24 protein-coding genes and 1 other annotated feature are annotated in these 23,318 nt (G+C 40.3%); all 24 genes read left to right on the top strand.

The features are described from left to right. Positions 1-3 precede the first annotated feature (3 nt). Positions 4-513: an NYN domain-containing protein gene (locus tag CFK37_RS05555; protein ID WP_089060935.1), complete on the top strand. Its 510-nt coding sequence runs from the start codon at positions 4-6 to the stop codon at positions 511-513. A 118-nt stretch (positions 514-631) separates the two neighbouring features. Next, positions 632-1,282, top strand: a complete 651-nt coding sequence (gene sigH / locus CFK37_RS05550; RefSeq protein WP_089060934.1) for an RNA polymerase sporulation sigma factor SigH — start codon at positions 632-634, stop codon at positions 1,280-1,282. Between the two features lie 100 nt (positions 1,283-1,382). Beyond that, positions 1,383-1,532: a 50S ribosomal protein L33 gene (rpmG, locus tag CFK37_RS05545; protein ID WP_089060933.1), complete on the top strand. Its 150-nt coding sequence runs from the start codon at positions 1,383-1,385 to the stop codon at positions 1,530-1,532. 36 nt (positions 1,533-1,568) lie between these two features. Further along, complete coding sequence (gene secE, locus CFK37_RS05540) at positions 1,569-1,742, top strand: preprotein translocase subunit SecE (protein WP_089060932.1); 174 nt, start codon at positions 1,569-1,571, stop codon at positions 1,740-1,742. Positions 1,743-1,970: 228 nt separating this feature from the next. Continuing rightward, a complete protein-coding gene (gene nusG, locus CFK37_RS05535; RefSeq protein WP_089060931.1) occupies positions 1,971-2,504 on the top strand; it encodes a transcription termination/antitermination protein NusG in 534 nt (177 codons plus the stop codon). Positions 2,505-2,704: 200 nt separating this feature from the next. After that, complete coding sequence (gene rplK, locus CFK37_RS05530; protein ID WP_157724799.1) at positions 2,705-3,130, top strand: 50S ribosomal protein L11; 426 nt, start codon at positions 2,705-2,707, stop codon at positions 3,128-3,130. Positions 3,131-3,406: 276 nt separating this feature from the next. Beyond that, positions 3,407-4,099 carry a 50S ribosomal protein L1 gene (gene rplA / locus CFK37_RS05525; protein WP_089060930.1) on the top strand — a complete coding sequence of 231 codons (693 nt, stop codon included), beginning with the start codon at positions 3,407-3,409 and terminating at the stop codon, positions 4,097-4,099. A 55-nt stretch (positions 4,100-4,154) separates the two neighbouring features. After that, positions 4,155-4,303, top strand: a sequence feature (ribosomal protein L10 leader region). 68 nt (positions 4,304-4,371) lie between these two features. Continuing rightward, positions 4,372-4,875: a 50S ribosomal protein L10 gene (rplJ, locus tag CFK37_RS05520; protein ID WP_089060929.1), complete on the top strand. Its 504-nt coding sequence runs from the start codon at positions 4,372-4,374 to the stop codon at positions 4,873-4,875. A gap of 62 nt (positions 4,876-4,937) precedes the next feature. Then, positions 4,938-5,300 carry a 50S ribosomal protein L7/L12 gene (gene rplL / locus CFK37_RS05515; protein ID WP_089060928.1) on the top strand — a complete coding sequence of 121 codons (363 nt, stop codon included), beginning with the start codon at positions 4,938-4,940 and terminating at the stop codon, positions 5,298-5,300. Positions 5,301-5,380: 80 nt separating this feature from the next. Then, on the top strand, positions 5,381-5,983 hold the full coding sequence (locus CFK37_RS05510; protein ID WP_089060927.1) for a class I SAM-dependent methyltransferase: 603 nt from the start codon (positions 5,381-5,383) through the stop codon (positions 5,981-5,983). A gap of 515 nt (positions 5,984-6,498) precedes the next feature. Then, positions 6,499-10,035, top strand: coding sequence for a DNA-directed RNA polymerase subunit beta (rpoB, locus tag CFK37_RS05505; RefSeq protein WP_089060926.1), 3,537 nt, complete (start codon positions 6,499-6,501; stop codon positions 10,033-10,035). Between the two features lie 117 nt (positions 10,036-10,152). Next, complete coding sequence (gene rpoC / locus CFK37_RS05500) at positions 10,153-13,770, top strand: DNA-directed RNA polymerase subunit beta' (RefSeq protein ID WP_089060925.1); 3,618 nt, start codon at positions 10,153-10,155, stop codon at positions 13,768-13,770. A gap of 132 nt (positions 13,771-13,902) precedes the next feature. Continuing rightward, entirely contained in the window at positions 13,903-14,157 is a 255-nt protein-coding gene (locus CFK37_RS05495; protein ID WP_089060924.1) for a 50S ribosomal protein L7ae-like protein, read from the top strand. A gap of 143 nt (positions 14,158-14,300) precedes the next feature. After that, positions 14,301-14,714, top strand: coding sequence for a 30S ribosomal protein S12 (gene rpsL / locus CFK37_RS05490; protein WP_089060923.1), 414 nt, complete (start codon positions 14,301-14,303; stop codon positions 14,712-14,714). A gap of 112 nt (positions 14,715-14,826) precedes the next feature. Next, positions 14,827-15,297: a 30S ribosomal protein S7 gene (rpsG, locus tag CFK37_RS05485; RefSeq protein ID WP_089060922.1), complete on the top strand. Its 471-nt coding sequence runs from the start codon at positions 14,827-14,829 to the stop codon at positions 15,295-15,297. Between the two features lie 83 nt (positions 15,298-15,380). Beyond that, positions 15,381-17,459 carry an elongation factor G gene (gene fusA, locus CFK37_RS05480; protein WP_089060921.1) on the top strand — a complete coding sequence of 693 codons (2,079 nt, stop codon included), beginning with the start codon at positions 15,381-15,383 and terminating at the stop codon, positions 17,457-17,459. 100 nt (positions 17,460-17,559) lie between these two features. Further along, complete coding sequence (gene tuf, locus CFK37_RS05475) at positions 17,560-18,750, top strand: elongation factor Tu (protein WP_089060920.1); 1,191 nt, start codon at positions 17,560-17,562, stop codon at positions 18,748-18,750. A gap of 1,101 nt (positions 18,751-19,851) precedes the next feature. After that, positions 19,852-20,160, top strand: coding sequence for a 30S ribosomal protein S10 (rpsJ, locus tag CFK37_RS05470; RefSeq protein WP_089060919.1), 309 nt, complete (start codon positions 19,852-19,854; stop codon positions 20,158-20,160). Positions 20,161-20,190: 30 nt separating this feature from the next. Further along, positions 20,191-20,823, top strand: coding sequence for a 50S ribosomal protein L3 (gene rplC / locus CFK37_RS05465; RefSeq protein WP_089060918.1), 633 nt, complete (start codon positions 20,191-20,193; stop codon positions 20,821-20,823). A gap of 26 nt (positions 20,824-20,849) precedes the next feature. Then, positions 20,850-21,473, top strand: coding sequence for a 50S ribosomal protein L4 (rplD, locus tag CFK37_RS05460; RefSeq protein WP_089060917.1), 624 nt, complete (start codon positions 20,850-20,852; stop codon positions 21,471-21,473). Further along, the gene (rplW, locus tag CFK37_RS05455) at positions 21,473-21,760 is read left to right on the top strand and encodes a 50S ribosomal protein L23 (RefSeq protein WP_089060916.1); all 288 of its coding nucleotides are present in this window, start codon (positions 21,473-21,475) and stop codon (positions 21,758-21,760) included. The genes rplD and rplW overlap by 1 nt, the downstream gene beginning before the upstream one ends. 32 nt (positions 21,761-21,792) lie before the next feature. Beyond that, entirely contained in the window at positions 21,793-22,623 is an 831-nt protein-coding gene (gene rplB, locus CFK37_RS05450) for a 50S ribosomal protein L2 (protein ID WP_089060915.1), read from the top strand. Between the two features lie 55 nt (positions 22,624-22,678). Beyond that, positions 22,679-22,957, top strand: a complete 279-nt coding sequence (gene rpsS / locus CFK37_RS05445; RefSeq protein ID WP_089060914.1) for a 30S ribosomal protein S19 — start codon at positions 22,679-22,681, stop codon at positions 22,955-22,957. Positions 22,958-22,975: 18 nt separating this feature from the next. Beyond that, positions 22,976-23,317 carry a 50S ribosomal protein L22 gene (gene rplV, locus CFK37_RS05440; RefSeq protein WP_089060913.1) on the top strand — a complete coding sequence of 114 codons (342 nt, stop codon included), beginning with the start codon at positions 22,976-22,978 and terminating at the stop codon, positions 23,315-23,317. Position 23,318 lies beyond the last annotated feature (1 nt).

Below are 23,318 nucleotides of genomic sequence, written 5' to 3'. Positions count from 1 at the left end.
AGAATGGATGTACTAGTTGTAGATGGTTATAATATCATCGGAGATTGGGATGAATTGAAACAATTAAAAGAGATTGATCTGGAACAGGCACGCAACCGTCTAATTGAAAAAATGGCCGAGTATAAAGCTGTCAGTGGTTATCGGGTTATTATTATTTTTGATGCTTATTATGTTCCTGGAATTTCAAATGCGGTAAGTGAATACAAGGTGGAAATTATTTATACGAAGGAACATGAGACTGCTGATGAGCGGATTGAAAAGATAGTAACGGAGTTGAAGAATGTCGTAAATCAGGTATACGTTGCTACCTCGGATTATGCGGAGCAACGTACCATTTTTGGCAGAGGGGCGCTAAGAAAATCGGCTAGGGAATTACATATAGAATTACTGGACATGGAAACAGAAATTGAAAAAAGTATAAAGCAACATAAAAAGGCAAGAAAGAACATTAAAATTCCATTAACGGATGATGTTTTGGAAAAGTTTGAAAAATGGCGCCGTGGTAACGAATGAAGCTATAAAATACTGATATAATGCCTGATTCTGGTAGATTGAATATTGACTATGTGGAAACGCTTCCTGTATAATAATTCTATATATTGACAGGCTTTTGTGCCGGGGGGTCTTTTTTGTGAACGTCAAGCAGCTCGAGACAGAAAACGATAACTTAAACATGCTTGATGACGATACTATTATTCAGTCGATTCATCGAGGCGATAGCCGTGCGCTTGATTATCTGATTCACAAATATAAAAATTTTGTGCGGGCCAAGGCACGCACCTATTTTTTAATTGGGGCGGATAAGGAAGATATTGTGCAAGAAGGCATGATTGGCCTTTATAAAGCTATTCGGGATTTTGATTCGGACAAGCTGTCCTCATTTAAGGCTTTTGCTGAATTGTGTATTACGAGACAAATTATTACAGCAGTAAAAACGTCAACACGACAAAAACACATCCCGCTCAATTCGTATGTGTCGCTTGATAAACCAGTCTATGATGAAGAATCTGATAGAACTCTATTAGATATTATAGCGGGATCCAGGGCGATAGATCCACAGGAATTACTCATAAATCGTGAAAGGTTTGCCGACATGGAAACGAAATTGTCGGAATTATTGAGCGAATTAGAGAAAAAGGCGTTGCACCTCTATTTGGATGGACGGTCCTATCAGGAAATATCAGTAGAATTGAAACGGCATGTGAAGTCTATTGACAATGCCCTTCAACGTGTAAAACGGAAGTTTGAACAGTTACTAGAGTCGCGGGAAATAACCCTGTGAGCCTGATCCTGCAGAGGGAGAAGATTGAAACAGGCATTGACACATTAATGTAACAATGCTACATTAATAGAAGCAAAAACCCTGATTTGGGGTGATAGAATTGAATAAAAAGATAATTTTAGCGTGTGCAGAATGTTCAAGTAGAAATTATTCAACTAATAAAAATGTATCCACACAATCTAACCGCTTGGAAGTTCGAAAATACTGCAAAACATGCGGGAAACATACACTGCACCGTGAAACTAAATAAGACGCATCCGTTCGGGTATAGTTTGGGGGTACTACCATGAAGCTTATCAAGTTTTTTAAAAATGTTTCGCGTGAGATGAAAAAGGTTAGCTGGCCTAAAGGAAAAGAGTTAACTAGTTACACGATTACTGTTATATCAACAGTTGTATTTGTAGCAATCTTTTTCACGATTATAGATCAGTTGATTACGTTGGTATTAAATAACTTTTAAATATATTTTTGAATAAAAAGGCTAATGTTATGTTATAATGAAGATAAATAACGTTTTTTCAAAAAAACCCGGGCTTAACGGGTTTTTTAATATTGTAGAAATTTATTGTCTATGACGTGCTTGGGCTTTTTGATAGATTAGCCCTCCATTTTTCTTATCTAAAGAAATAAGTTGGGTGTTATATTTAACTATAAAGGGAGGGAAGGGCAAACAACTTGTCCTGTACAAATGGAGAAAAATTGGTATGTTATTCATACGTATTCCGGATATGAAAACAAAGTAAAAATGAATTTAGAAAAACGTGTTGAATCAATGGGCATGGAAGATAAAATCTTTCGTGTGATTGTTCCGGAGGACGAAGAAACAGAAATTAAAAATGGGAAAAAGAAAGTAGTTAAAAAGAAATTTTTCCCTGGCTATGTTTTAGCCGAAATGATAATGACGGATGATTCCTGGTATGTTGTGAGAAATACACCTGGCGTAACTGGTTTTGTTGGTTCAAGCGGGCATGGTTCAAAACCGACTCCGGTATTACCAGATGAGGTAGATGCAGTATTGAAACGGATGGGCGTAACAGAATCTGTCACCCAAATTGACTTCGATCTAAAAGAAAATGTTCGCGTGAATGATGGGCCGTTTGCCAACTTCACCGGATCAATCGAACATATCGATATGGATAAACAAAAAGTGAAGGTTCATGTTAATATGTTTGGCAGGGAAACTCCTGTAGAACTTGATTTCTCTCAGATTGAAAAATTATAGAATTCATGTTTTCACACGTATAATAAGAGATCTTTTGTTTTTTTGATTTTCTTGTTTTCGTTAAAACCTTGCATTATTCTCTAATTCATGCTAAAATTCTTTTGTTATTTATGTCCTCAGTATTTGAGGGAAATGGCTAATAATGAGTGGGAGGGTACAAACCCTATTACCACATCACGGACTTTAAGGAGGTGTGTCTCGTGGCTAAAAAAGTAATTAAGATTGTAAAATTGCAGATCCCAGCTGGTAAAGCTAATCCAGCACCGCCAGTAGGACCAGCATTAGGTCAAGCAGGTGTTAACATTATGGGATTTTGTAAGGAATTTAATGCTCGTACGCAAGATCAAGCTGGTATGATTATCCCGGTTGAAATCTCGGTTTTTGAAGACCGTTCATTTACATTTATTACAAAAACTCCACCTGCTGCAGTATTGTTGAAAAAAGCAGCTGGTATCGAATCCGGTTCCGGTGAACCTAATCGTAATAAAGTAGCAACTGTTAAACGCGATAAAGTTAAAGAAATTGCGGAAACAAAAATGCCTGACCTAAACGCCGCTGATGTAGATGCAGCGATGCGCATGGTTGAAGGAACTGCTCGCAGCATGGGTATTACGATAGAAGACTAATGCATTTATGTTTGTTAAGATACGAACTGGGTTGCGATAGTGGGATTCCATTTCTCGCAACCTTTTTCGCACTTTGAGAAAGTATAAACTTTTATCGGTATAAAGTATAAAAGAATCTAAGGCTTTCGCCATCAGTTGTTGGCGATAAGCCAAGATTTTCTAATGAAACACGGACGTCACTGTAACGACGTCAGGGTATGCTTTGTAAAAGCCAGGCTGCTTTTATAAGTGGGAGGTATTACCGCTACAACCACAACCTGAGGAGGAAACAATAATATGACTAAAAAAGGTAAAAAGTATCAAGAAGCACTTAAGCTTGTTGATCGTGCAAAATCATACGATGCAAAAGAAGCTATTTCTTTGTTGAAAAAAGCTTCCCGAGCAAACTTTGATGAAACAATAGAAGTAGCTTTTCGTCTAGGGGTCGATCCGAAGAAAGCTGACCAGCAAATCCGTGGAGCAATGGTATTGCCGCACGGCACTGGTAAAACACAACGAGTACTTGTGTTTGCTAAAGGTGAAAAAGCGAAAGAGGCAGAAGCAGCTGGAGCTGACTTCGTTGGAGATCAAGAAATGATTAACAAAATCAATCAAGGATGGTTCGATTTTGATGTAATCGTTGCGACTCCTGATATGATGGCTGAAGTTGGTAAATTAGGTCGTGTATTAGGACCAAAAGGACTTATGCCTAACCCTAAAACAGGAACAGTAACTTTTGAAGTTGAGAAGGCTGTTAATGATATTAAAGCTGGTAAAGTAGAATATCGCGTTGATAAATCAGCTAACATTCATGTTCCAATCGGAAAAATTTCGTTTGATGATGAAAAACTATTTGAAAACTTTGTAGCAATTACAGAAACACTTGTGAAGGTAAAACCACAAGCTTCAAAAGGTGTTTACATGCGCAACGTATCCGTAACATCTACAATGGGACCTGGTGTAAAAGTTGATGTTTCGGATTACCGCTAAGTCAGATTTAACCATTGACTTTTAAAACGTGATTCGATATAATTTATCACGTTATAAATATGAATACGTTGTACCGTAGACAGCAGGTGCGAAACAATCGCTTAATATCCTGCCGAGGTGTTTAAAAGCAAATGAAATAATCTATATAGGTTATGATTTGTATAAAAACCTCCATGTCTGCATGGAGGTTTTTCTTATGACCCTGGTTTGGCTGCAGCGCCTATCCACTTTTCGTTGTCCGGTATAATGATTTTTTTATAGGAGGTGGAACAATGTCAACCGTTATCGAATCAAAAAAGCAAGTTGTTCAAGAAATTGCTGATAAACTTCAATCCAGCCAATCAACTGTATTAGTTAATTACCGTGGCCTTGATGTTGCTGAAGTTACAGAACTTCGTAAACAATTACGTGAAGAAGGCATCGAATTCAAAGTCTACAAAAACACAATGACACGTCGTGCTGTTGAACAGGCTGAATTAAATGAGTTGAGTGATACATTAGTTGGCCCTACAGCTATTGCATTTGGCAACGAAGATGTAGTTGCTCCGGCTAAAATCCTTAGCAAATTTGCTAAAGCACATAAAGCTCTTGAAATTAAAGGCGGCGTAATTGAAGGTAAAGTGGCTACACTTGAACAATTAAGTGAACTTGCCGAACTACCAAACTACGATGGTCTAGTATCTATGCTTCTAAGCGTGCTTCAAGCACCAATCCGCAACTTGGCATATGCTACAAAAGCTATCGCAGAACAAAAAGAAGAACAGCAAGGAGCATAATATTGCTAAAAGGTAATTTATGGTCTTGTCGAAAATCGCATGTAAAATAGGAGGAAATATAAATGACTAACGAACAAATTATTGAAGCGGTCAAAGAAATGTCAGTTTTAGAATTAAACGATCTTGTTAAAGCAATCGAGGAAGAATTCGGAGTAACTGCAGCAGCACCAGTAGCAGTAGCAGGTGGAGCTGGAGCAGAAGAGGCAGAAGAGAAAACTGAATTTGATGTAGTACTTGAAAGTGCTGGAGCATCTAAAATCAAAGTTGTTAAAGCAGTTCGCGAAATCACTGGTCTTGGACTTAAAGATGCTAAAGACTTAGTAGATAACGCGCCTAAAGCAATCAAAGAAGGCGTTTCAAAAGAAGATGCTGAAGAAGTTAAAGGTAAACTTGAAGAAGCAGGCGCAACTGTAGAAGTTAAGTAATTTTATAAATAAAGCTCGTCGTTAACGACGGGCTTTATCTATTATCTTCTCTTACAAATCACAACGAAGTAGGTGCTGGAATGTCAGAGCATTACTTTTCACAAAAACCTCAATCTAAAAGTTCACCCAAGACATGGAGTTACCGGTTACGAGAAAAAGAATATACATTTACAAGTGACTATGGTGTTTTTTCAAAAAATGAAATTGATTATGGTTCGCGATTATTAATAACAAAGTTAACTGAGCCGAAAGTTTCGGGGGATGTTCTTGACCTTGGTTGCGGTTATGGTCCGATCGGTATAGCTATTGCGAACGCGTATCCTGATCGCCGTGTGGTGCTGGCGGATGTGAATGAGCGGGCACTTCAGCTTGCGGAGCAAAATGCAATGCAAAATTGGGTTAAAAATGTTCAGTGTATATCAAGTGACCGATTTTCGAATCTAACTGAATACACCTTTGCAGCTATTGTTACAAACCCTCCAATCAGGGCCGGCAAGAAAGTTGTGCATGCTATGATAGAAGAAAGTAAATCTGCATTAAAAAAGAATGGTGAGTTGTGGGTAGTTATTCAAAAGAAGCAAGGTGCACCCTCGGCCAAGGAAAAACTTATGGATGTGTTTGGAAACGCAGAAGTAGTTGCAAGGGATAAGGGATATTTTCTGTTAAAGGCCATTAATGTTTGACCTTGTAAACCACTTATGATATTATAATAAAATGCTAATATGGAGTTTCTTTGTCAAGAAGAAATTTCATTATAAAGAAACGTATATTTCATCGGTATTCGGAGACAATGGTAAAGTGAAAAAGTAAACACATTGGGTTTTTTTCATTAAAAAGCCTTTTTTCTTTTTAAAAGTTAAAGAAATTCGTAGATCAATTGTGTAAGAGTTATCCTTAAGCAGTTGATTTTTTGCGCCGATGAAGCTATTACTATGAAAATAGAGATGGTACGTTACGAAACTTTTAAAAGAAAGCCTGTAACATTACTGATTTTGCAGGATTTTTTAAAGTGTTCTTTTGAAATTGCTTTGCCGAACAACGAATTATCAAGCTTGATTTGCAAGACATTGTTAAGATCCGAAAAACATTACTAAAATAGGAGTATAGTTTTGGTTTTGTTTTTCTAATATAATATTCATTTTTCACCAGAACCTTTTTAGGGAAAGTTGAAAGATGTTTGATTTGAGGGGTGAAGCAGTTGACAGGTCAACTAGTTCAGTATGGACGGCACCGCCAACGCAGGAGCTACGCACGCATCAGCGAGGTGTTAGAATTACCAAATCTAATCGAAATACAAACCGCTTCGTATCAATGGTTTTTAGAAGAAGGTTTGAAGGAAATGTTCAAGGATATTTCACCTATTGAAGATTTCACGGGTAATCTATCACTGGAATTTGTTGATTATACGCTGGAGGATCCTAAGTATCCTGTAGATGAATCGAAGGATCGGGATGTGACGTATAACGCTCCGCTTCGCGTGAAGGTTCGTTTAATTAATAATGAAACCGGTGAAGTGAAAGAGCAGGAAGTGTTTATGGGAGACTTCCCACTTATGACAGGCACAGGTACATTTGTTATCAATGGTGCAGAGCGTGTTATTGTATCACAGCTCGTCCGTTCACCAAGTGTCTATTATAATGAAAAAATCGATAAAAATGGTAAACGTGGCGTTACTGCAACCGTGATTCCGAACCGCGGAGCATGGCTGGAGTTTGAAACAGATGCAAAAGACGTTGCTTATGTCCGTATCGATCGCACACGGAAGTTGCCTATTACAGTGCTACTTAGAGCTCTTGGCTTTAGTACAGATCAGGAAATTATTGATCTATTAGGAGAGAACGAATACTTAAAAAACACCTTAGATAAAGATAATACCGAGACTACTGAAAAAGCATTGTTAGAAATCTATGAGCGACTTCGCCCAGGTGAACCGCCTACAGTTGATAATGCCAAAAGCCTATTAGTTTCACGTTTTTTTGATCCGAAACGTTACGACCTGGCACATGTTGGTCGTTATAAAATGAATAAAAAACTAAACATTAAAAACCGCTTATTCAACCAAGTGCTCGCAGAACCAATCGTTGATCCTGAAACAGGTGAAGTTCTTGCACAAAAAGGTGATAAATTAGAGCGGAAATTACTAAATAAAATTATCCCATACTTGGAGCAAGAGGAAGATAAAGCCGGCGAACACGAGATTGAACCTCAAGAGGGTGTGCTGGAAGACCCGATTAAGCTGCAAACAATTAAAATTGTTGATCCGACTGATCCAAGCGGGGAGCGCGAGTTGAATGTAATTGGTAATGCTAGTGTCGATAAAAGTGTTAAGAATATCACACCAGCTGACATTTTATCTGCAATTAGTTATTTCTTTAACTTACTCCACCGTGTTGGTGATACAGATGACATTGATCATCTTGGAAATCGTCGCCTTCGCTCAGTTGGAGAGCTATTGCAAAACCAATTCCGAATTGGATTATCAAGAATGGAACGTGTTGTACGCGAACGTATGTCTATTCAAGACACTTCAAGTGTAACACCGCAACAATTAATTAATATTCGTCCAGTGATTGCATCTATTAAAGAGTTCTTTGGCAGCTCCCAGCTTTCACAGTTCATGGACCAGACAAATCCATTAGCGGAACTAACACACAAACGCCGTTTGTCTGCGCTTGGGCCGGGCGGGTTAACCCGTGAACGTGCTGGTTTTGAAGTTCGTGATGTTCATTACTCGCATTATGGCCGTATGTGTCCGATTGAAACGCCGGAGGGTCCGAACATTGGGCTGATTAACTCATTATCAAGTTATGCAAAGGTGAATAGGTTCGGTTTTATTGAAACACCATATCGCCGAGTTGATGCTGAAACCGGTTTGGTAACAGCACATATTGATTACCTGACAGCTGACGAAGAAGATAATTATGTAGTGGCACAGGCAAATGCCAGATTAGATGAAACTGGCCATTTTATCGATGATGAAGTTATCGCTCGCTTCCGTGGGGAGAACACTGCGGTGCCACGTGAAAATATAGATTATATGGATGTGTCGCCGAAACAGGTTGTCTCAGCAGCGACAGCGTGTATCCCGTTCCTTGAAAATGATGACTCCAACCGTGCGTTGATGGGAGCAAACATGCAACGGCAGGCAGTACCATTAATGCAGCCTGAAGCACCACTTGTTGGGACTGGAATGGAATATGTCTCCGGCAAGGATTCCGGAGCGGCGGTTATTTGTCAAAACCCTGGTATTGTTGAACATGTAGAAGCGAAAGAAGTCCACGTACGTCGTATTTCAGAAGTAGACGGTAAGGAAGTAAAAGGTGATCTTGAACGCTATCGTTTACAGAAATACATTCGTTCCAATCAAGGAACCTGTTACAATCAGCGCCCGATTGTAAGCAAAGGCGACCGTGTAACAAAAGGTGAAATTCTTGCTGACGGTCCTTCGATGGAAGATGGCGAACTTGCATTAGGCAGAAATGTACTGGTTGGCTTTATGACATGGGAAGGGTATAACTATGAAGATGCGATTATCATGAGTGAGCGTCTTGTGAAAGATGATGTATACACATCTATTCACATTGAAGAATACGAATCAGAAGCTCGTGATACAAAACTTGGGCCTGAAGAAATTACCCGCGATATTCCAAACGTTGGTGAAGAAGCATTAAAAGATTTGAATGAACATGGAATTATCCGTGTTGGTGCTGAAGTTTCTGATGGAGATATCTTAGTTGGAAAAGTAACACCAAAAGGGGTTACCGAACTTTCTGCTGAAGAACGCCTGCTGCACGCGATTTTCGGCGAAAAGGCTCGTGAGGTTCGTGATACATCCTTGCGCGTGCCGCATGGAGCGGGTGGAATTGTCTTGGATGTTAAGATATTTAACCGGGAAGATGGAGATGAACTGCCACCCGGTGTTAACCAATTAGTCCGTGCTTACATCGTTCAGAAGCGTAAAATTCATGAAGGCGATAAAATGGCCGGACGTCATGGTAACAAAGGTGTAATCTCAAAAATATTACCGGAAGAAGATATGCCGTTTATGCCAGATGGAACGCCGGTCGATATCATGCTGAATCCATTAGGGGTTCCTTCACGAATGAATATCGGACAAGTGTTTGAATTGCATCTTGGAATGGCCGCACGTGCACTTGGAATCCACGTAGCAACACCTGTATTTGACGGTGCAGGCGAGGAAGACGTTTGGGAAACATTACAAGAAGCAGGCATGCCTAAAGATGCCAAAACAATCCTTTATGACGGACGATCTGGAGAGCCATTTGATAACCGTGTATCTGTCGGTGTCATGTACATGATTAAACTGGCACATATGGTTGATGATAAACTTCATGCTCGTTCAACAGGACCATATTCACTTGTTACGCAGCAGCCACTTGGTGGTAAAGCACAGTTTGGCGGACAACGTTTTGGTGAGATGGAGGTATGGGCACTTGAGGCATATGGAGCTGCATACACCTTGCAGGAGATTCTTACTGTTAAATCGGATGACATTGTCGGACGTGTAAAAACGTATGAATCCATTGTAAAAGGCGATAATGTTCCGGAGCCTGGGGTTCCAGAATCATTTAAGGTATTAATAAAAGAACTGCAAAGCCTTGGACTGGATGTTAAAATGCTTTCCAGCGATGAGCAGGAAATAGAATTACGTGAACTGGAAGAAGAAGAAACCGAAGCAGCAACTAAGCTTAATTTAGAAGTCGAAGAGAAGTAATAAAAGCAAAGGAGCGTTAACTTCTGTATTAATGTTATAGGAGTTAACATCTCCGGCTTTATCATATAAATTCTTTTGCAAATGGTAAATTCGGACACTAAAAGGGAGGTAGGCCCCTTGCTAGATGTAAATAATTTTGAGTATATGAAAATCGGTTTAGCATCACCAGAAAAAATTCGTTCGTGGTCTTACGGTGAGGTTAAGAAGCCTGAAACAATTAACTACCGCACATTAAAACCAGAAAAAGACGGCTTATTTTGTGAACGGATCTTTGGACCGCAAAAAGACTGGGAATGTCATTGTGGAAAATACAAACGAGTACGCTATAAAGGCGTTGTTTGTGACCGTTGCGGCGTAGAGGTTACAAAAGCAAAAGTTCGCCGGGAGCGCATGGGACACATTGAACTTGCAGCCCCTGTTTCACACATTTGGTATTTCAAAGGAATTCCAAGCCGCATGGGACTTGTGTTAGACATGTCACCACGGGCACTTGAAGAGGTTATCTATTTTGCAGCGTATATCGTGACAGAAACAGGTAATACACCTCTTGAGAAAAAACAATTACTGTCAGAAAAGGAATACCGTGCTTATTACGACAAATACGGTAAGTCTTTTAAAGCTCAAATGGGTGCTGAAGCAATTCGTAAACTTTTACATGATATCGACCTTGAAAAAGAGGTTAGTGCATTAAAAGAAGAATTGAAAACAGCTAAAGGGCAACGCAGAACTCGTGCGATTAAGCGTTTGGAAGTATTGGAATCATTCCGTCACTCTGGAAATGATACATCATGGATGGTATTAGACGTACTTCCTGTTATACCCCCAGAAATTCGTCCAATGGTTCAGCTTGATGGTGGACGGTTTGCAACGTCAGATTTAAACGATTTATACCGTCGTGTAATAAACCGTAATAATCGCCTGAAACGTTTGCTTGATCTTGGTGCACCAAGCATCATCGTTCAAAACGAAAAACGTATGCTGCAAGAAGCAGTTGATGCATTGATTGATAATGGTCGCCGCGGACGTCCAGTTACCGGTCCTGGTAACAGACCTTTAAAATCACTTTCACACATGCTGAAAGGAAAACAAGGTCGTTTCCGTCAAAACCTATTAGGAAAACGTGTTGACTATTCAGGTCGTTCCGTTATCGTTGTGGGTCCACATTTAAAGATGTACCAGTGCGGATTGCCAAAAGAAATGGCGCTTGAGTTATTTAAACCGTTCGTTATGAAAGAACTAGTAGAACGTGGATTAGCACATAATATTAAGTCAGCTAAACGTAAAATTGAACGTGTCCATCCAGAGGTATGGGATGTTTTGGAAGAAGTTATCCGCGAACACCCAGTATTACTTAACCGGGCACCTACATTGCACCGATTGGGTATTCAGGCTTTTGAACCAACATTGGTAGAAGGGCGCGCAATTCGTTTGCATCCGCTTGTTTGTACGGCATACAATGCCGATTTTGATGGTGACCAAATGGCAGTACACGTTCCATTATCTGCTGAAGCACAAGCAGAGGCTCGTATCTTAATGCTTGCTGCTCAAAATATTCTTAATCCAAAAGACGGTAAACCAGTAGTTACACCATCGCAGGATATGGTATTAGGTAACTATTACCTAACAATGGAACGCGAGAATGCAGTTGGTGAAGGCAGTGTATTTAAAGATACGAATGAAGCCTTGATTGCATACCAAAATGGTTATGTTCATTTGCATACCAGAATAGCGGTTCAAGCAAGCAGTTTAAATAACAAAACATTTACAGAGGAACAGCAAAGTCAATTGCTGTTAACAACAGTTGGTAAGCTGGTTTTCAATGAAATTCTACCAGAATCATTCCCTTATATTAATGAGCCGACAAATAGTAATCTTGAAGTTTGTACTCCGGCACATTACTTTGTTGAAAAGGGATCAAATGCCAGGGAAGAAATTAAAAAGCGCGATACCATCTTGCCGTTTAAGAAAGGTATCCTTGGAGACATTATTGCGGAAGTATTTAAACGATTTAAAATCAGTGAAACATCCAAAATGCTTGATCGGATGAAAGATCTTGGTTTCAGCTATTCAACAAAGGCTGGTATGACAGTTGGTATATCGGACATTGTGGTGTTGAAAGAAAAAGAAATAATTCTTGATGAAGCGCAATCCAAGGTCGATAAAGTTCAGAAACAGTTCCGCAGAGGTTTAATAACGGAAGAAGAACGTTATGACCGGGTAATTGCTGTGTGGTCACAAGCGAAAGACGCCATCCAGGCTAAACTAATGAAGTCCTTGGATAGCCGAAACCCTATCTTTATGATGAGTGATTCAGGAGCGCGGGGTAACGCATCCAACTTTACTCAGCTTGCTGGCATGCGTGGTTTGATGGCCAACCCAGCTGGACGTATTATTGAGTTGCCGATCAAGTCAAGTTTCCGTGAAGGGTTAACAGTACTCGAATACTTTATTTCTACACACGGGGCTCGTAAAGGACTTGCAGATACCGCGCTTAAGACTGCTGACTCAGGTTACCTGACACGTCGTTTAGTTGATGTCGCACAGGATGTAATTGTTCGAGAAGCAGACTGTGGTACTGATAGAGGTCTTAAAGTATCTGCAATTCAGGACGGAGCAGAAATGATTGAACCATTGATCGACCGTCTAATCGGACGAACAATATTTGAAACGGTCCGCAATCCTAAGACTGGTGACGTGATTGTTGAGAATGACTCCGTGATTACAGAAGATCAAGCCAAGGCTATTGTTGATGCTGGAATTGAAGAGGTAATAATCCGTTCAGCATTTACATGTAATACGAAGCATGGCGTATGTCAAAAATGTTATGGACGTAACCTGGCAACAGGTGATGAGGTTGAAGTAGGTGAAGCAGTTGGTATTATTGCTGCTCAATCAATTGGTGAACCAGGTACACAGTTAACTATGCGTACTTTCCACACTGGTGGGGTTGCTGGTGACGATATTACACAAGGTTTGCCACGTATCCAAGAAATTTTTGAAGCGCGCCATCCAAAAGGGCAGGCTGTCATTAGTGAAGTTGAGGGTACAATTCATGAAATAAAAGAAGTGAAGGATAAGCAGGAAATTGTTGTCCAGGGTGAGGTTGAACAACGCGCCTATACTGTTCCATATAATGCCCGTATTAAAGTGGCAGAGGGAGACGAAGTTATTGCTGGTCAGGAACTAACTGAAGGTTCCGTTGATCCAAAAGAACTTCTTCAAGTTCAAGGTGTTGATGGTGTTCAAACCTACTTACTTCGCGAAGTTCAGCGCGTATACCGTATGCAGGGTGTTGAAATTGGTGACAAACACGTTGAGGTTATGGTTCGTCAAATGCTTCGAAAAGTGCGTGTTGTTGACTCAGGCGACACAAGTGTATTACCAGGGTCACTACTTGAAATCCATCAGTTTAAGGATGCTAACCACGGCATTCTTAATGAAGGTAAACAGCCTGCTGTTGGTAAACCAGTATTGCTAGGTATTACAAAAGCTTCACTTGAAACAGATTCATTCTTATCTGCTGCATCATTCCAGGAAACTACCCGGGTATTAACAGATGCTGCAATCAAAGGTAAGCGCGATGAACTGTTAGGATTGAAAGAAAATGTTATCATTGGTAAACTTGTTCCTGCTGGTACAGGAATGCAGCGTTACCGTAAGATTCAAGCTTCACTGGATGATTTGTCTACAGAAGCTGATGAGACTGAAGAAGTCGAAACAGAAACAGTAAACTAAAATAAAGTTAAACAAGTGATGTTATTGTCAGAAGCACCAAAAATAGTGAAATTTATGTTGACATTAAAAAACCAGAATGATACTATATTCAGGGTGCTTCTGATTATACTTGTTGCTTTGGAGGATATACTGATGTCTTATGAAAAAGTAACCAAAGATCAGTCACGTTTAATAATCGGGACAAAGCAAACACTCAAAGCTATGAAAAATGGCGTTGTAAGTGAAGTGTTTCTTGCTGATGATGCGGATAAACAGCTAACTGAAAAGATAGCTGATTTAGCTAGCGAGCTAGATATCCCGTGTCTGCGCGTAGATTCGATGAAAAAGCTGGGAACTGCTTGTGGCATAGACGTTGGCGCATCTGCTGTAGCAATTAAAAAAGGTTAGTTTTGGCGTTTTTTTCGCTGAAGCTTTGTTTTTTGCTCAAAGATGAACCACCTGGATATGTGGGATTACAAAACAGAATAATTTCGGTGGTTGCCAGGTTTATTTTTCTAGTAATATGAAAATTAGAAGGGAGGATAACTATAATGCCTACTATTAATCAACTTGTACGCAAAGGTCGCGTAAACAAACCAAGAAAGTCTGACTCTCCTGCACTTAACAGAGGGTACAACAGTTTCAAAAAGAAACTAACGAATGAAAACTCACCGCAAAAGCGTGGTGTTTGCACTCGTGTTGGTACGTTGACACCTAAGAAACCAAACTCAGCACTTCGTAAGTATGCACGTGTTCGTTTATCTAACAACATGGAAGTTACTGCGTATATCCCTGGGATTGGACACAACTTGCAAGAACATAGTGTTGTATTAATCCGTGGTGGTCGTGTAAAAGACTTGCCAGGTGTGCGTTACCATGTAGTTCGTGGTGCGTTGGATACAGCGGGTGTAGAGGGACGTGCACAGGGCCGTTCTAAATACGGTACAAAACGCCCTAAGAAATAATAGCGTTAGAAAAGTTATTGATTTAATGAACAAAATTTAAAAAGCATTGGCCAATGCATGTAAGATGAGAGACAGAGAGATAACAACTAGAACAAGGAAAGGAGGGGGACATATGCCACGTAAAGGACCAATACCTAAACGCGATGTCTTGCCGGATCCACTTTATAACTCAAAATTAGTGACTCGTTTGATTAACCAAATCATGATTGACGGAAAACGAGGAAAGGCACAAAAGATTCTTTATAATGCATTTACACTGATTCAAGAACGCAGTGGTCAAAATGCAATGGAAGTTTTTGAACAGGCAATGAAAAATGTAATGCCAGTATTAGAAGTACGTGCACGCCGGGTTGGTGGTTCTAACTACCAAGTACCGATGGAAGTACGTCCTGAACGTCGTCAGGCATTAGGACTTCGTTATGTTGTAAACTACTCACGCTTGCGCGGGGAAAAGACAATGGAAGAACGTCTTGCTAATGAAATTCTTGACGCTTCAAACAATACTGGAGCAGCTGTTAAAAAACGCGAGGAAATGCACAAAATGGCAGAAGCAAATAAAGCATTTGCTCACTACCGCTGGTAAGAAAAGCGTAAGCGCCTAAGCGCTTATGCTAAACAGGCAAGAAAAATCCTAAAAAAAGCTTTTTACAGGAAGGAGAAGAATACATGGCTAGAGATTTCTCCTTGGAAAAGACACGTAATATTGGTATTATGGCGCACATTGATGCAGGTAAAACCACTACTACTGAGCGTATTCTTTTCTATACAGGACGTATTCATAAAATTGGTGAAACCCATGAAGGTGCATCACAGATGGACTGGATGGAACAAGAGCAGGAACGTGGAATCACAATCACGTCTGCTGCAACAACAGCCGCATGGAAAGAACATCGCATAAACATCATTGATACACCAGGCCACGTCGATTTCACAGTTGAAGTGGAACGTTCATTGCGTGTACTTGATGGTGCGGTAACAGTACTTGATGCGCAATCAGGTGTAGAACCACAAACAGAAACAGTATGGCGTCAAGCCACAACATACGGTGTACCGCGTACTGTATTCATTAACAAAATGGATAAAATCGGTGCAGACTTCTTGTACTCTACAGGAACGCTAAAAGAACGTTTGGGTGCAAACGCACATCCAGTACAGCTTCCTATTGGAGCTGAAGATGATTTTGAAGGTATCATTGATCTAGTAACAATGAAAGCATTTTACTATGAAGATGATTTGGGCACACGTGCAGATTCCCGCGAAATTCCTGCTGAGTACAAAGACAAAGCAGAAGAATTACGCGCTGGCTTAATCGAAGCAGTTTCTGAATTAGACGAAGATTTAATGATGAAATATCTTGAAGGTGAAGAGATTTCGAACGAAGAGCTTAAGAAAGCAATTCGTCAAGCTACATTAAATGTTGAATTCTACCCGGTATTTTGTGGTTCAGCATTTAAAAATAAAGGTGTTCAATTGATGCTTGATGGTGTAATTGATTACTTGCCTGCACCAACTGACGTTCCTCCAATTGAAGGTATCGTACCAGGCACAGAAGAAGAAGTTACACGTGCATCAGATGACAAAGCACCTTTCTCAGCTCTAGCATTTAAAGTTATGACAGACCCTTACGTTGGTAAATTAACATTCTTCCGCGTATACTCTGGAACTTTGGATTCTGGATCTTATGTGAAAAACTCTGTGAAAGATAAGCGTGAGCGCGTAGGTCGTATCCTGCAAATGCATGCTAACTCCCGTGAAGAGATATCAACTGTTTATTCAGGTGAAATTGCTGCAGCGGTAGGATTGAAGGATACTTCAACTGGGGATACACTTTGTGACGAGAAGAATCTTGTTATTCTTGAATCAATGGACTTCCCAGAACCAGTTATTGGGGTTGCAATTGAACCTAAAACAAAGGCCGACCAGGATAAAATGGCAATTGCTTTAGGAAAACTAGCTGAAGAAGATCCTACTTTTAGAACGGAAACTAACGTAGAAACTGGTCAAACTATTATCTCAGGTATGGGTGAACTTCACCTTGATATTATCGTAGACCGTTTGAAACGTGAATTTAAAGTAGATGCCAATGTCGGAGCTCCACAGGTTGCATACCGTGAAACGTTCCGTGGTTCAGCTGAAGTCGAAGGTAAATTCGTACGTCAGTCAGGCGGACGTGGACAATACGGTCACGTTTGGGTTAAATTTGAACCAAACGAAGAAGGCGCTGGCTTTGAATTCACTAATAAAATCGTTGGGGGAACTGTACCGCGTGAATACATTGGTTCTGTTGAAACTGGTATTAAAGAAGCAACAGAAACTGGTGTATTAGCTGGGTACCCACTAATTGATATCAAAGCAACACTTTACGATGGTAGTTATCATGATGTTGACTCAAACGAGATGGCATTTAAGATAGCTGGTTCAATGGCGCTAAAAGCCGCTAAAAGCAAATGTAAGGCGGTATTGCTTGAGCCGATTGAAAAAGTTGAAATCGTAATTCCAGAAGAATACATGGGAGATATCATGGGAGACGTAACATCTCGCCGTGGACGTGTAGAAGGTATGGAAGCGCGAGGACCAGCTCAATCAATTAAAGCATTTGTTCCACTTTCAGAAATGTTTGGTTATGCGACAGCATTACGTTCAAACACACAGGGACGCGGAACATTCACGATGCATTTTGATCATTATGAAGAAGTGCCAAAAAGCATCTCTGAAGAAATTATCAAAAAAAATGCTGGTGAATAATTGATTTTTTGGAAAATCTAACGTATAACATTTATTGTAGGGTTATATTTAGTAATGACTAAAACAAAACACTTTTATTTATTTAAAGGAGGAACTATAAATGGCTAAAGAAAAATTTGACCGCTCAAAAAGTCACGTGAATATTGGAACTATTGGACACGTTGACCATGGTAAAACAACTTTAACTGCAGCAATCTCTATCGTAATGCACAAGAAATCTGGTAAAGGTACAGTAATGGCTTATGACCAAATTGATGGTGCTCCAGAAGAAAAAGAGCGTGGTATTACAATCTCTACATCACACGTTGAATATGAAACAGATTCTCGTCACTATGCACACGTTGACTGCCCAGGTCACGCTGACTATGTTAAAAACATGATCACTGGTGCTGCACAAATGGACGGAGCAATCCTAGTAGTATCATCTGCAGATGGCCCTATGCCACAAACTCGTGAGCACATCCTGTTATCACGTAACGTTGGTGTTCCATCAATCGTTGTATTCCTTAACAAAACAGATATGGTAGATGACGAAGAACTTCTAGAACTAGTAGAAATGGAAGTTCGTGATTTACTAACTGAGTATGACTTCCCTGGTGATGATGTACCAGTAATTAAAGGTTCTGCTCTTAAAGCTATCGAAGGCGATCCTGAATACGAAGCTAAAATCGTTGAATTGATGGACGCAGTTGACGAATATATTCCAAATCCAGAACGCGACACTGACAAGCCATTCATGATGCCAGTTGAGGACGTATTCTCAATTACCGGCCGTGGTACAGTAGCAACTGGCCGTGTTGAGCGTGGTCAAGTTAAAGTCGGTGATGATGTAGAAATCATCGGTCTTAATGAAAAACCAGCTAAAACAACTGTAACTGGTGTTGAAATGTTCCGTAAGCTTCTAGATTATGCTGAAGCTGGCGACAACATTGGCGCATTACTACGTGGTGTAGCTCGTGAAGATATTGGACGTGGTCAAGTACTTGCAAAGCCAGGTACAATCACTCCACATACTAATTTCAAAGCTGAAGTTTATGTATTGTCAAAAGAAGAAGGCGGACGTCATACTCCATTCTTCGGTAATTATCGCCCGCAGTTCTATTTCCGTACTACTGACGTAACTGGCGTTATCCAGTTGCCAGAAGGCGTTGAAATGGTAATGCCTGGTGATAACATTGAAATGACTGTTGAACTTATTTCACCAATCGCTATTGAAGACGGTACTCGCTTCTCAATTCGTGAAGGCGGACGTACAGTTGGATCTGGTGTTGTATCATCAATCGTAAAATAAGTAAATGTTAAATGTTAATAGAAAACAGGCAGCGTGACGACGCTGCCTGTTTTTTGCATTTTTAAGAAACCCAATCATACCGGTGTCTACGAGATAGGTTTCTAAAAGATTGTTGTTTTTCAAAATCCATAAACTGCGAACTAACTAAAATCATGTTCGGCATCCTGCGACCGCTGCGGAAAAAACATTACGCTTTCCGTGGGCTCGCGCTGAGCCTGCTAGGGTAGCAAAGATGAGGCCACTGAAAAAGGTAAAATGTAGTACAAAATAGGTGGATCTATCATCGCATCTTGAATATACTGCGCTTTCCGCGGGCGAGTGTCGAGTCTCCTTGCCCCGGCAAGGGGTAGCCGACGTTGCCCGCAAAGGGCGGTTTTAGTCGGGCTTCATTAACTCCGTCCTCCGGGGTCTCGCCGATCTCTCACTTCCCGCAGGACAAGGAATGCTTCCCTGAATAGGCATCGCACGAAGAAAAAGTGTTTATTCTTTTTCGAGGAGTCTCGGTATATTCAAGATGCTAGGTAAAGGTGAAAAGCCAAATTTTAAAAATCCACCACATTTTCAGTGCCCTCGAGCATAGCTCGAGTTATAGCTGCCCACGGAAAGCGCAGTGTTTTTTAAGCAGCGGCCATCAGGGATCTTTATCAACAGTGATGATATTCCAACTAACTATGCGATACTCCCTTCTAAATTAATTAATAATCTATAAATTATGTCTAGCCACAGTGCTCTGAAACAGATACAAAATCAATGAACTACGAACACCAAACCATTTTGTTCTTATGATTCCATGCTGATGTGTACGCTTCTATAAAGGAAGCCCTGCTGTTTTCTAACGTCTTCTTGATCCAAAAAACGTTAAATTCTGGGCACCCCTTGCATTCTATGAATAAAGTTAGTATAATACATAGATGTGTTAATCATGTTTTTTATAAATATGTATTGCATTGGCCACACTTTTTCTATATAATATGAATGTTGGTCATAAAAGGCGATGAAGTGAAAGGTTGTCGATACACCCGGCCCCTTTGCCATGGCGGGTGGTTGAGAAATTTTCGCGGAGAATGTCTATTATAAAATGGGCGAAAAGGAGGGAAAATTATGGCAAAAGAAAAGATTAGAATCCGTTTAAAGGCGTATGATCACCGTATTTTAGATCAATCTGCTGAGAAAATTGTAGAGACAGCGAAACGTTCTGGTGCAAATGTTTCAGGACCTATTCCGTTGCCTACTGAGAAATCTGTTTATACTGTATTGCGTGCGGTGCACAAATACAAAGATTCGCGTGAGCAATTTGAAATGCGTACACATAAACGGTTAATCGATATTGTGAATCCAACACCACAAACAGTTGATTCGCTAATGCGTCTTGACTTACCATCAGGTGTGGATATTGAAATTAAATTATAAAATAACGTTTTATTATAGGAGGTGTAACGGATGACGAAAGCAATCTTAGGTCGTAAAATTGGCATGACTCAATTGTTCTCTGAAAACGGCGAATTAGTGCCAGTAACAGTGATTCAAGCTGAACCAAACGTAGTTCTACAAAAAAGAACCTTAGAAAACGACGGTTATGAGGCTATTCAACTTGGCTTTTCAGAAGCAAAAGGAAAACATGTTAATAAAGCAAAAAAAGGTCATGCTGAAAAAGCAAACACAGAAACTAAGCGCTACGTTCGTGAATTCCGTAACGCAAACCTTGACGAGTATGAAGTAGGTCAAGAAGTTGGCGTTGATGTATTTAAGACAGGCGATAAGATTGATGTATCTGGAAAATCAAAAGGGAAAGGTTTCCAAGGGGCTATTAAACGTCACAATCAGCAACGTGGTCCAATGGGACATGGTTCACATTTCCACAGAAGTCCAGGTTCAATGGGGATGGCGGCTGACCCAGCACGTGTCTTCAAAGGAACTAAATTGCCTGGTCAAATGGGTAGTGAAACTGTAACAATCCAGAACTTAGAAATTGTCAGTGTAGACGCTGAACGTAACCTATTACTAGTTAAAGGTAATGTTCCTGGTGCAAAAAAATCATTCGTAAAAATCACGAGTGCAATAAGGGCTAACTAATCATACAAACGAAGGGAGGATATGTCATGCCTAAAGTAGCACTATTAAAACAAGATGGTTCCAAAGCTGGAGAAGTAGAATTGAATGATTCCGTGTTTGGCATCGAGCCAAATGAACATGTATTGCATGATGCGGTAGTAATGCAGCAAGCATCACTGCGTCAAGGTACACATGCGGTTAAAAATCGTTCTGACGTTCGCGGCGGTGGTCGTAAACCATGGCGTCAAAAAGGCACAGGTCGTGCTCGTCAAGGTTCAATCCGTTCACCGCAATGGGTTGGTGGGGGAGTTGTATTTGGCCCAACGCCACGAAGCTACAGCTATAAGCTTCCTAGAAAAGTTCGTCGCTTAGCGCTTCAATCTGCTTACTCTTCAAAAGTGAAGGAAGAGAATTTGGTAGTTTTAGAAAACATCGCAATCGATGCACCTAAAACAAAAGAAGTAGTTAATATGCTAACAGCACTTGAAGTTGATACTAAAGTGTTAATTGTAACAGCAGACAAAGACGAGAATGTAATTCGTTCTGCTAACAACCTTCAATCAGTAAAAGTACTTACTGTTGAACAAGTTAATGTCTTAGACTTGCTTACGCATGACAAGCTGATCTTGACTAAAGAGGCAGCTGAAAAAGCAGGGGAGGTGCTTGCATAATGAAAGATCCACGTGATATTATTAAGCGCCCTGTCATTACAGAAAATACTGCTGATTTAATGGCAGACAAAAAATATACGTTTGAAGTTTACCCAAAAGCAAATAAAACAGAGATTAAAGACGCTGTTGAATTAGTTTTTGGTGTAAAAGTAGTTAAAGTAAACACAATGAATCTAAAAGGTAAATTCAAGCGAATGGGTCGTTACGGCGGATACCGTTCTGATCGCAAGAAAGCTATTGTACAGCTTTCAGAGGATAGCAAAGAGCTAGACTTCTTTGAAGGCTAAATACTAGGTAACATGTGAAGGAGGGAAAAAAGATGGCGATTAAAAAGTATAGACCTACCACAAACGGTAGACGCGGAATGACAACTTCTGATTTCGCAGAGATTACAACAGATACTCCAGAAAAATCCTTGTTAAGCCCGTTGTATAAACGCGGTGGACGTAATAACCAAGGAAAATTAACTGTTCGTCATCAAGGTGGCGGTCATAAACGTCAATACCGTATGATTGATTTCAAACGTGATAAAGATGGAATACGCGGACGCGTTGCTACGATCGAATATGATCCAAACCGTTCAGCTAACATTGCATTAATTAATTATGTTGATGGAGAGAAGAGATATATCTTAGCTCCTAAAGGAATCAAAGTAGGTCAGGAAATTGAATCCGGCAAAGATGCAGATATTAAACTAGGAAACACACTTCCACTTCAAAACATTCCAGTGGGTACTATTATTCACAACATTGAATTGAAGCCAGGACGCGGTGGCCAGCTAGCAAGATCTGCAGGTGCTGAGGCACAAATTCTTGGACGTGAAGAGAAATATACGTTAGTACGTTTAGCTTCTGGAGAAGTGCGTTTAATTCTTTCTACTTGCCGCGCAACGATCGGTCAAGTCGGAAACATTGAACACGAGCTTATCAAAATTGGTAAAGCAGGACGTTCTCGTTGGTTAGGCAAGCGCCCTACTGTACGTGGTTCTGTTATGAACCCTAATGATCACCCGCATGGTGGTGGTGAAGGACGCGCGCCAATCGGACGTAAATCACCTATGTCTCCTTGGGGTAAACCAACTCTTGGATATAAGACTCGTAAACGCAACAAACCTACCGATAAATTTATCGTTCGTAAGCGTAAAAAATAACGGAATGTAGTGGCGGGAAGTAACCCGTCTCTTAACTCTGAAAGGAGGTTTATCCATGGGTCGTAGTTTAAAAAAGGGACCTTTTGCAGATGACCATCTATTGAAAAAGATCGATAAACTTAATGAAGACGACAAAAAGCAGGTTCTAAAAACATGGTCACGTCGTTCAACTATTTTCCCTACATTTATCGGACACACTGTGGCTGTATATGACGGACGCAAACATGTTCCGGTTTATGTTACAGAAGATATGGTCGGACATAAATTAGGTGAATTCGCGCCAAGCCGTACGTACAAAGGACACGCTGGCGATGACAAGAAAACAAAACGCTAATGAGAGGAGGACTCCGGCATGCAAGCTAAATCCGTTGCAAAATCTGTTCGTATTGCTCCTCGTAAAGTACGCTTAGTAGTTGATTTAATTCGAGGAAAAAATGTTGGTGAAGCGATGGCAATATTACGCCTCACTCAACGCGGTGCTTCTCCAGTCGTAGAGAAAGTTCTAAAATCTGCAATTGCAAACGCAGAACACAACTACGAAATGGATCCAGACAATTTAATTGTTTCAGAGGCATTTGTAAATGAAGGTGCAACATTGAAACGTTTTCGTCCACGTGCACAAGGACGTGCAAGTAAAATTAATAAACGCTCAAGCCATGTAACATTGGTTGTATCAGAAAAGAAGGAGGGATAGT

It is taken from the genome of Virgibacillus phasianinus, from assembly GCF_002216775.1.
GTDB classification, from domain to species: Bacteria; Bacillota; Bacilli; order Bacillales; family Amphibacillaceae; genus Virgibacillus_F; species Virgibacillus_F phasianinus.
Note: the sequence above shows the minus strand (reverse complement) of the source record. Positions and strands in the feature narration are given on the sequence as shown.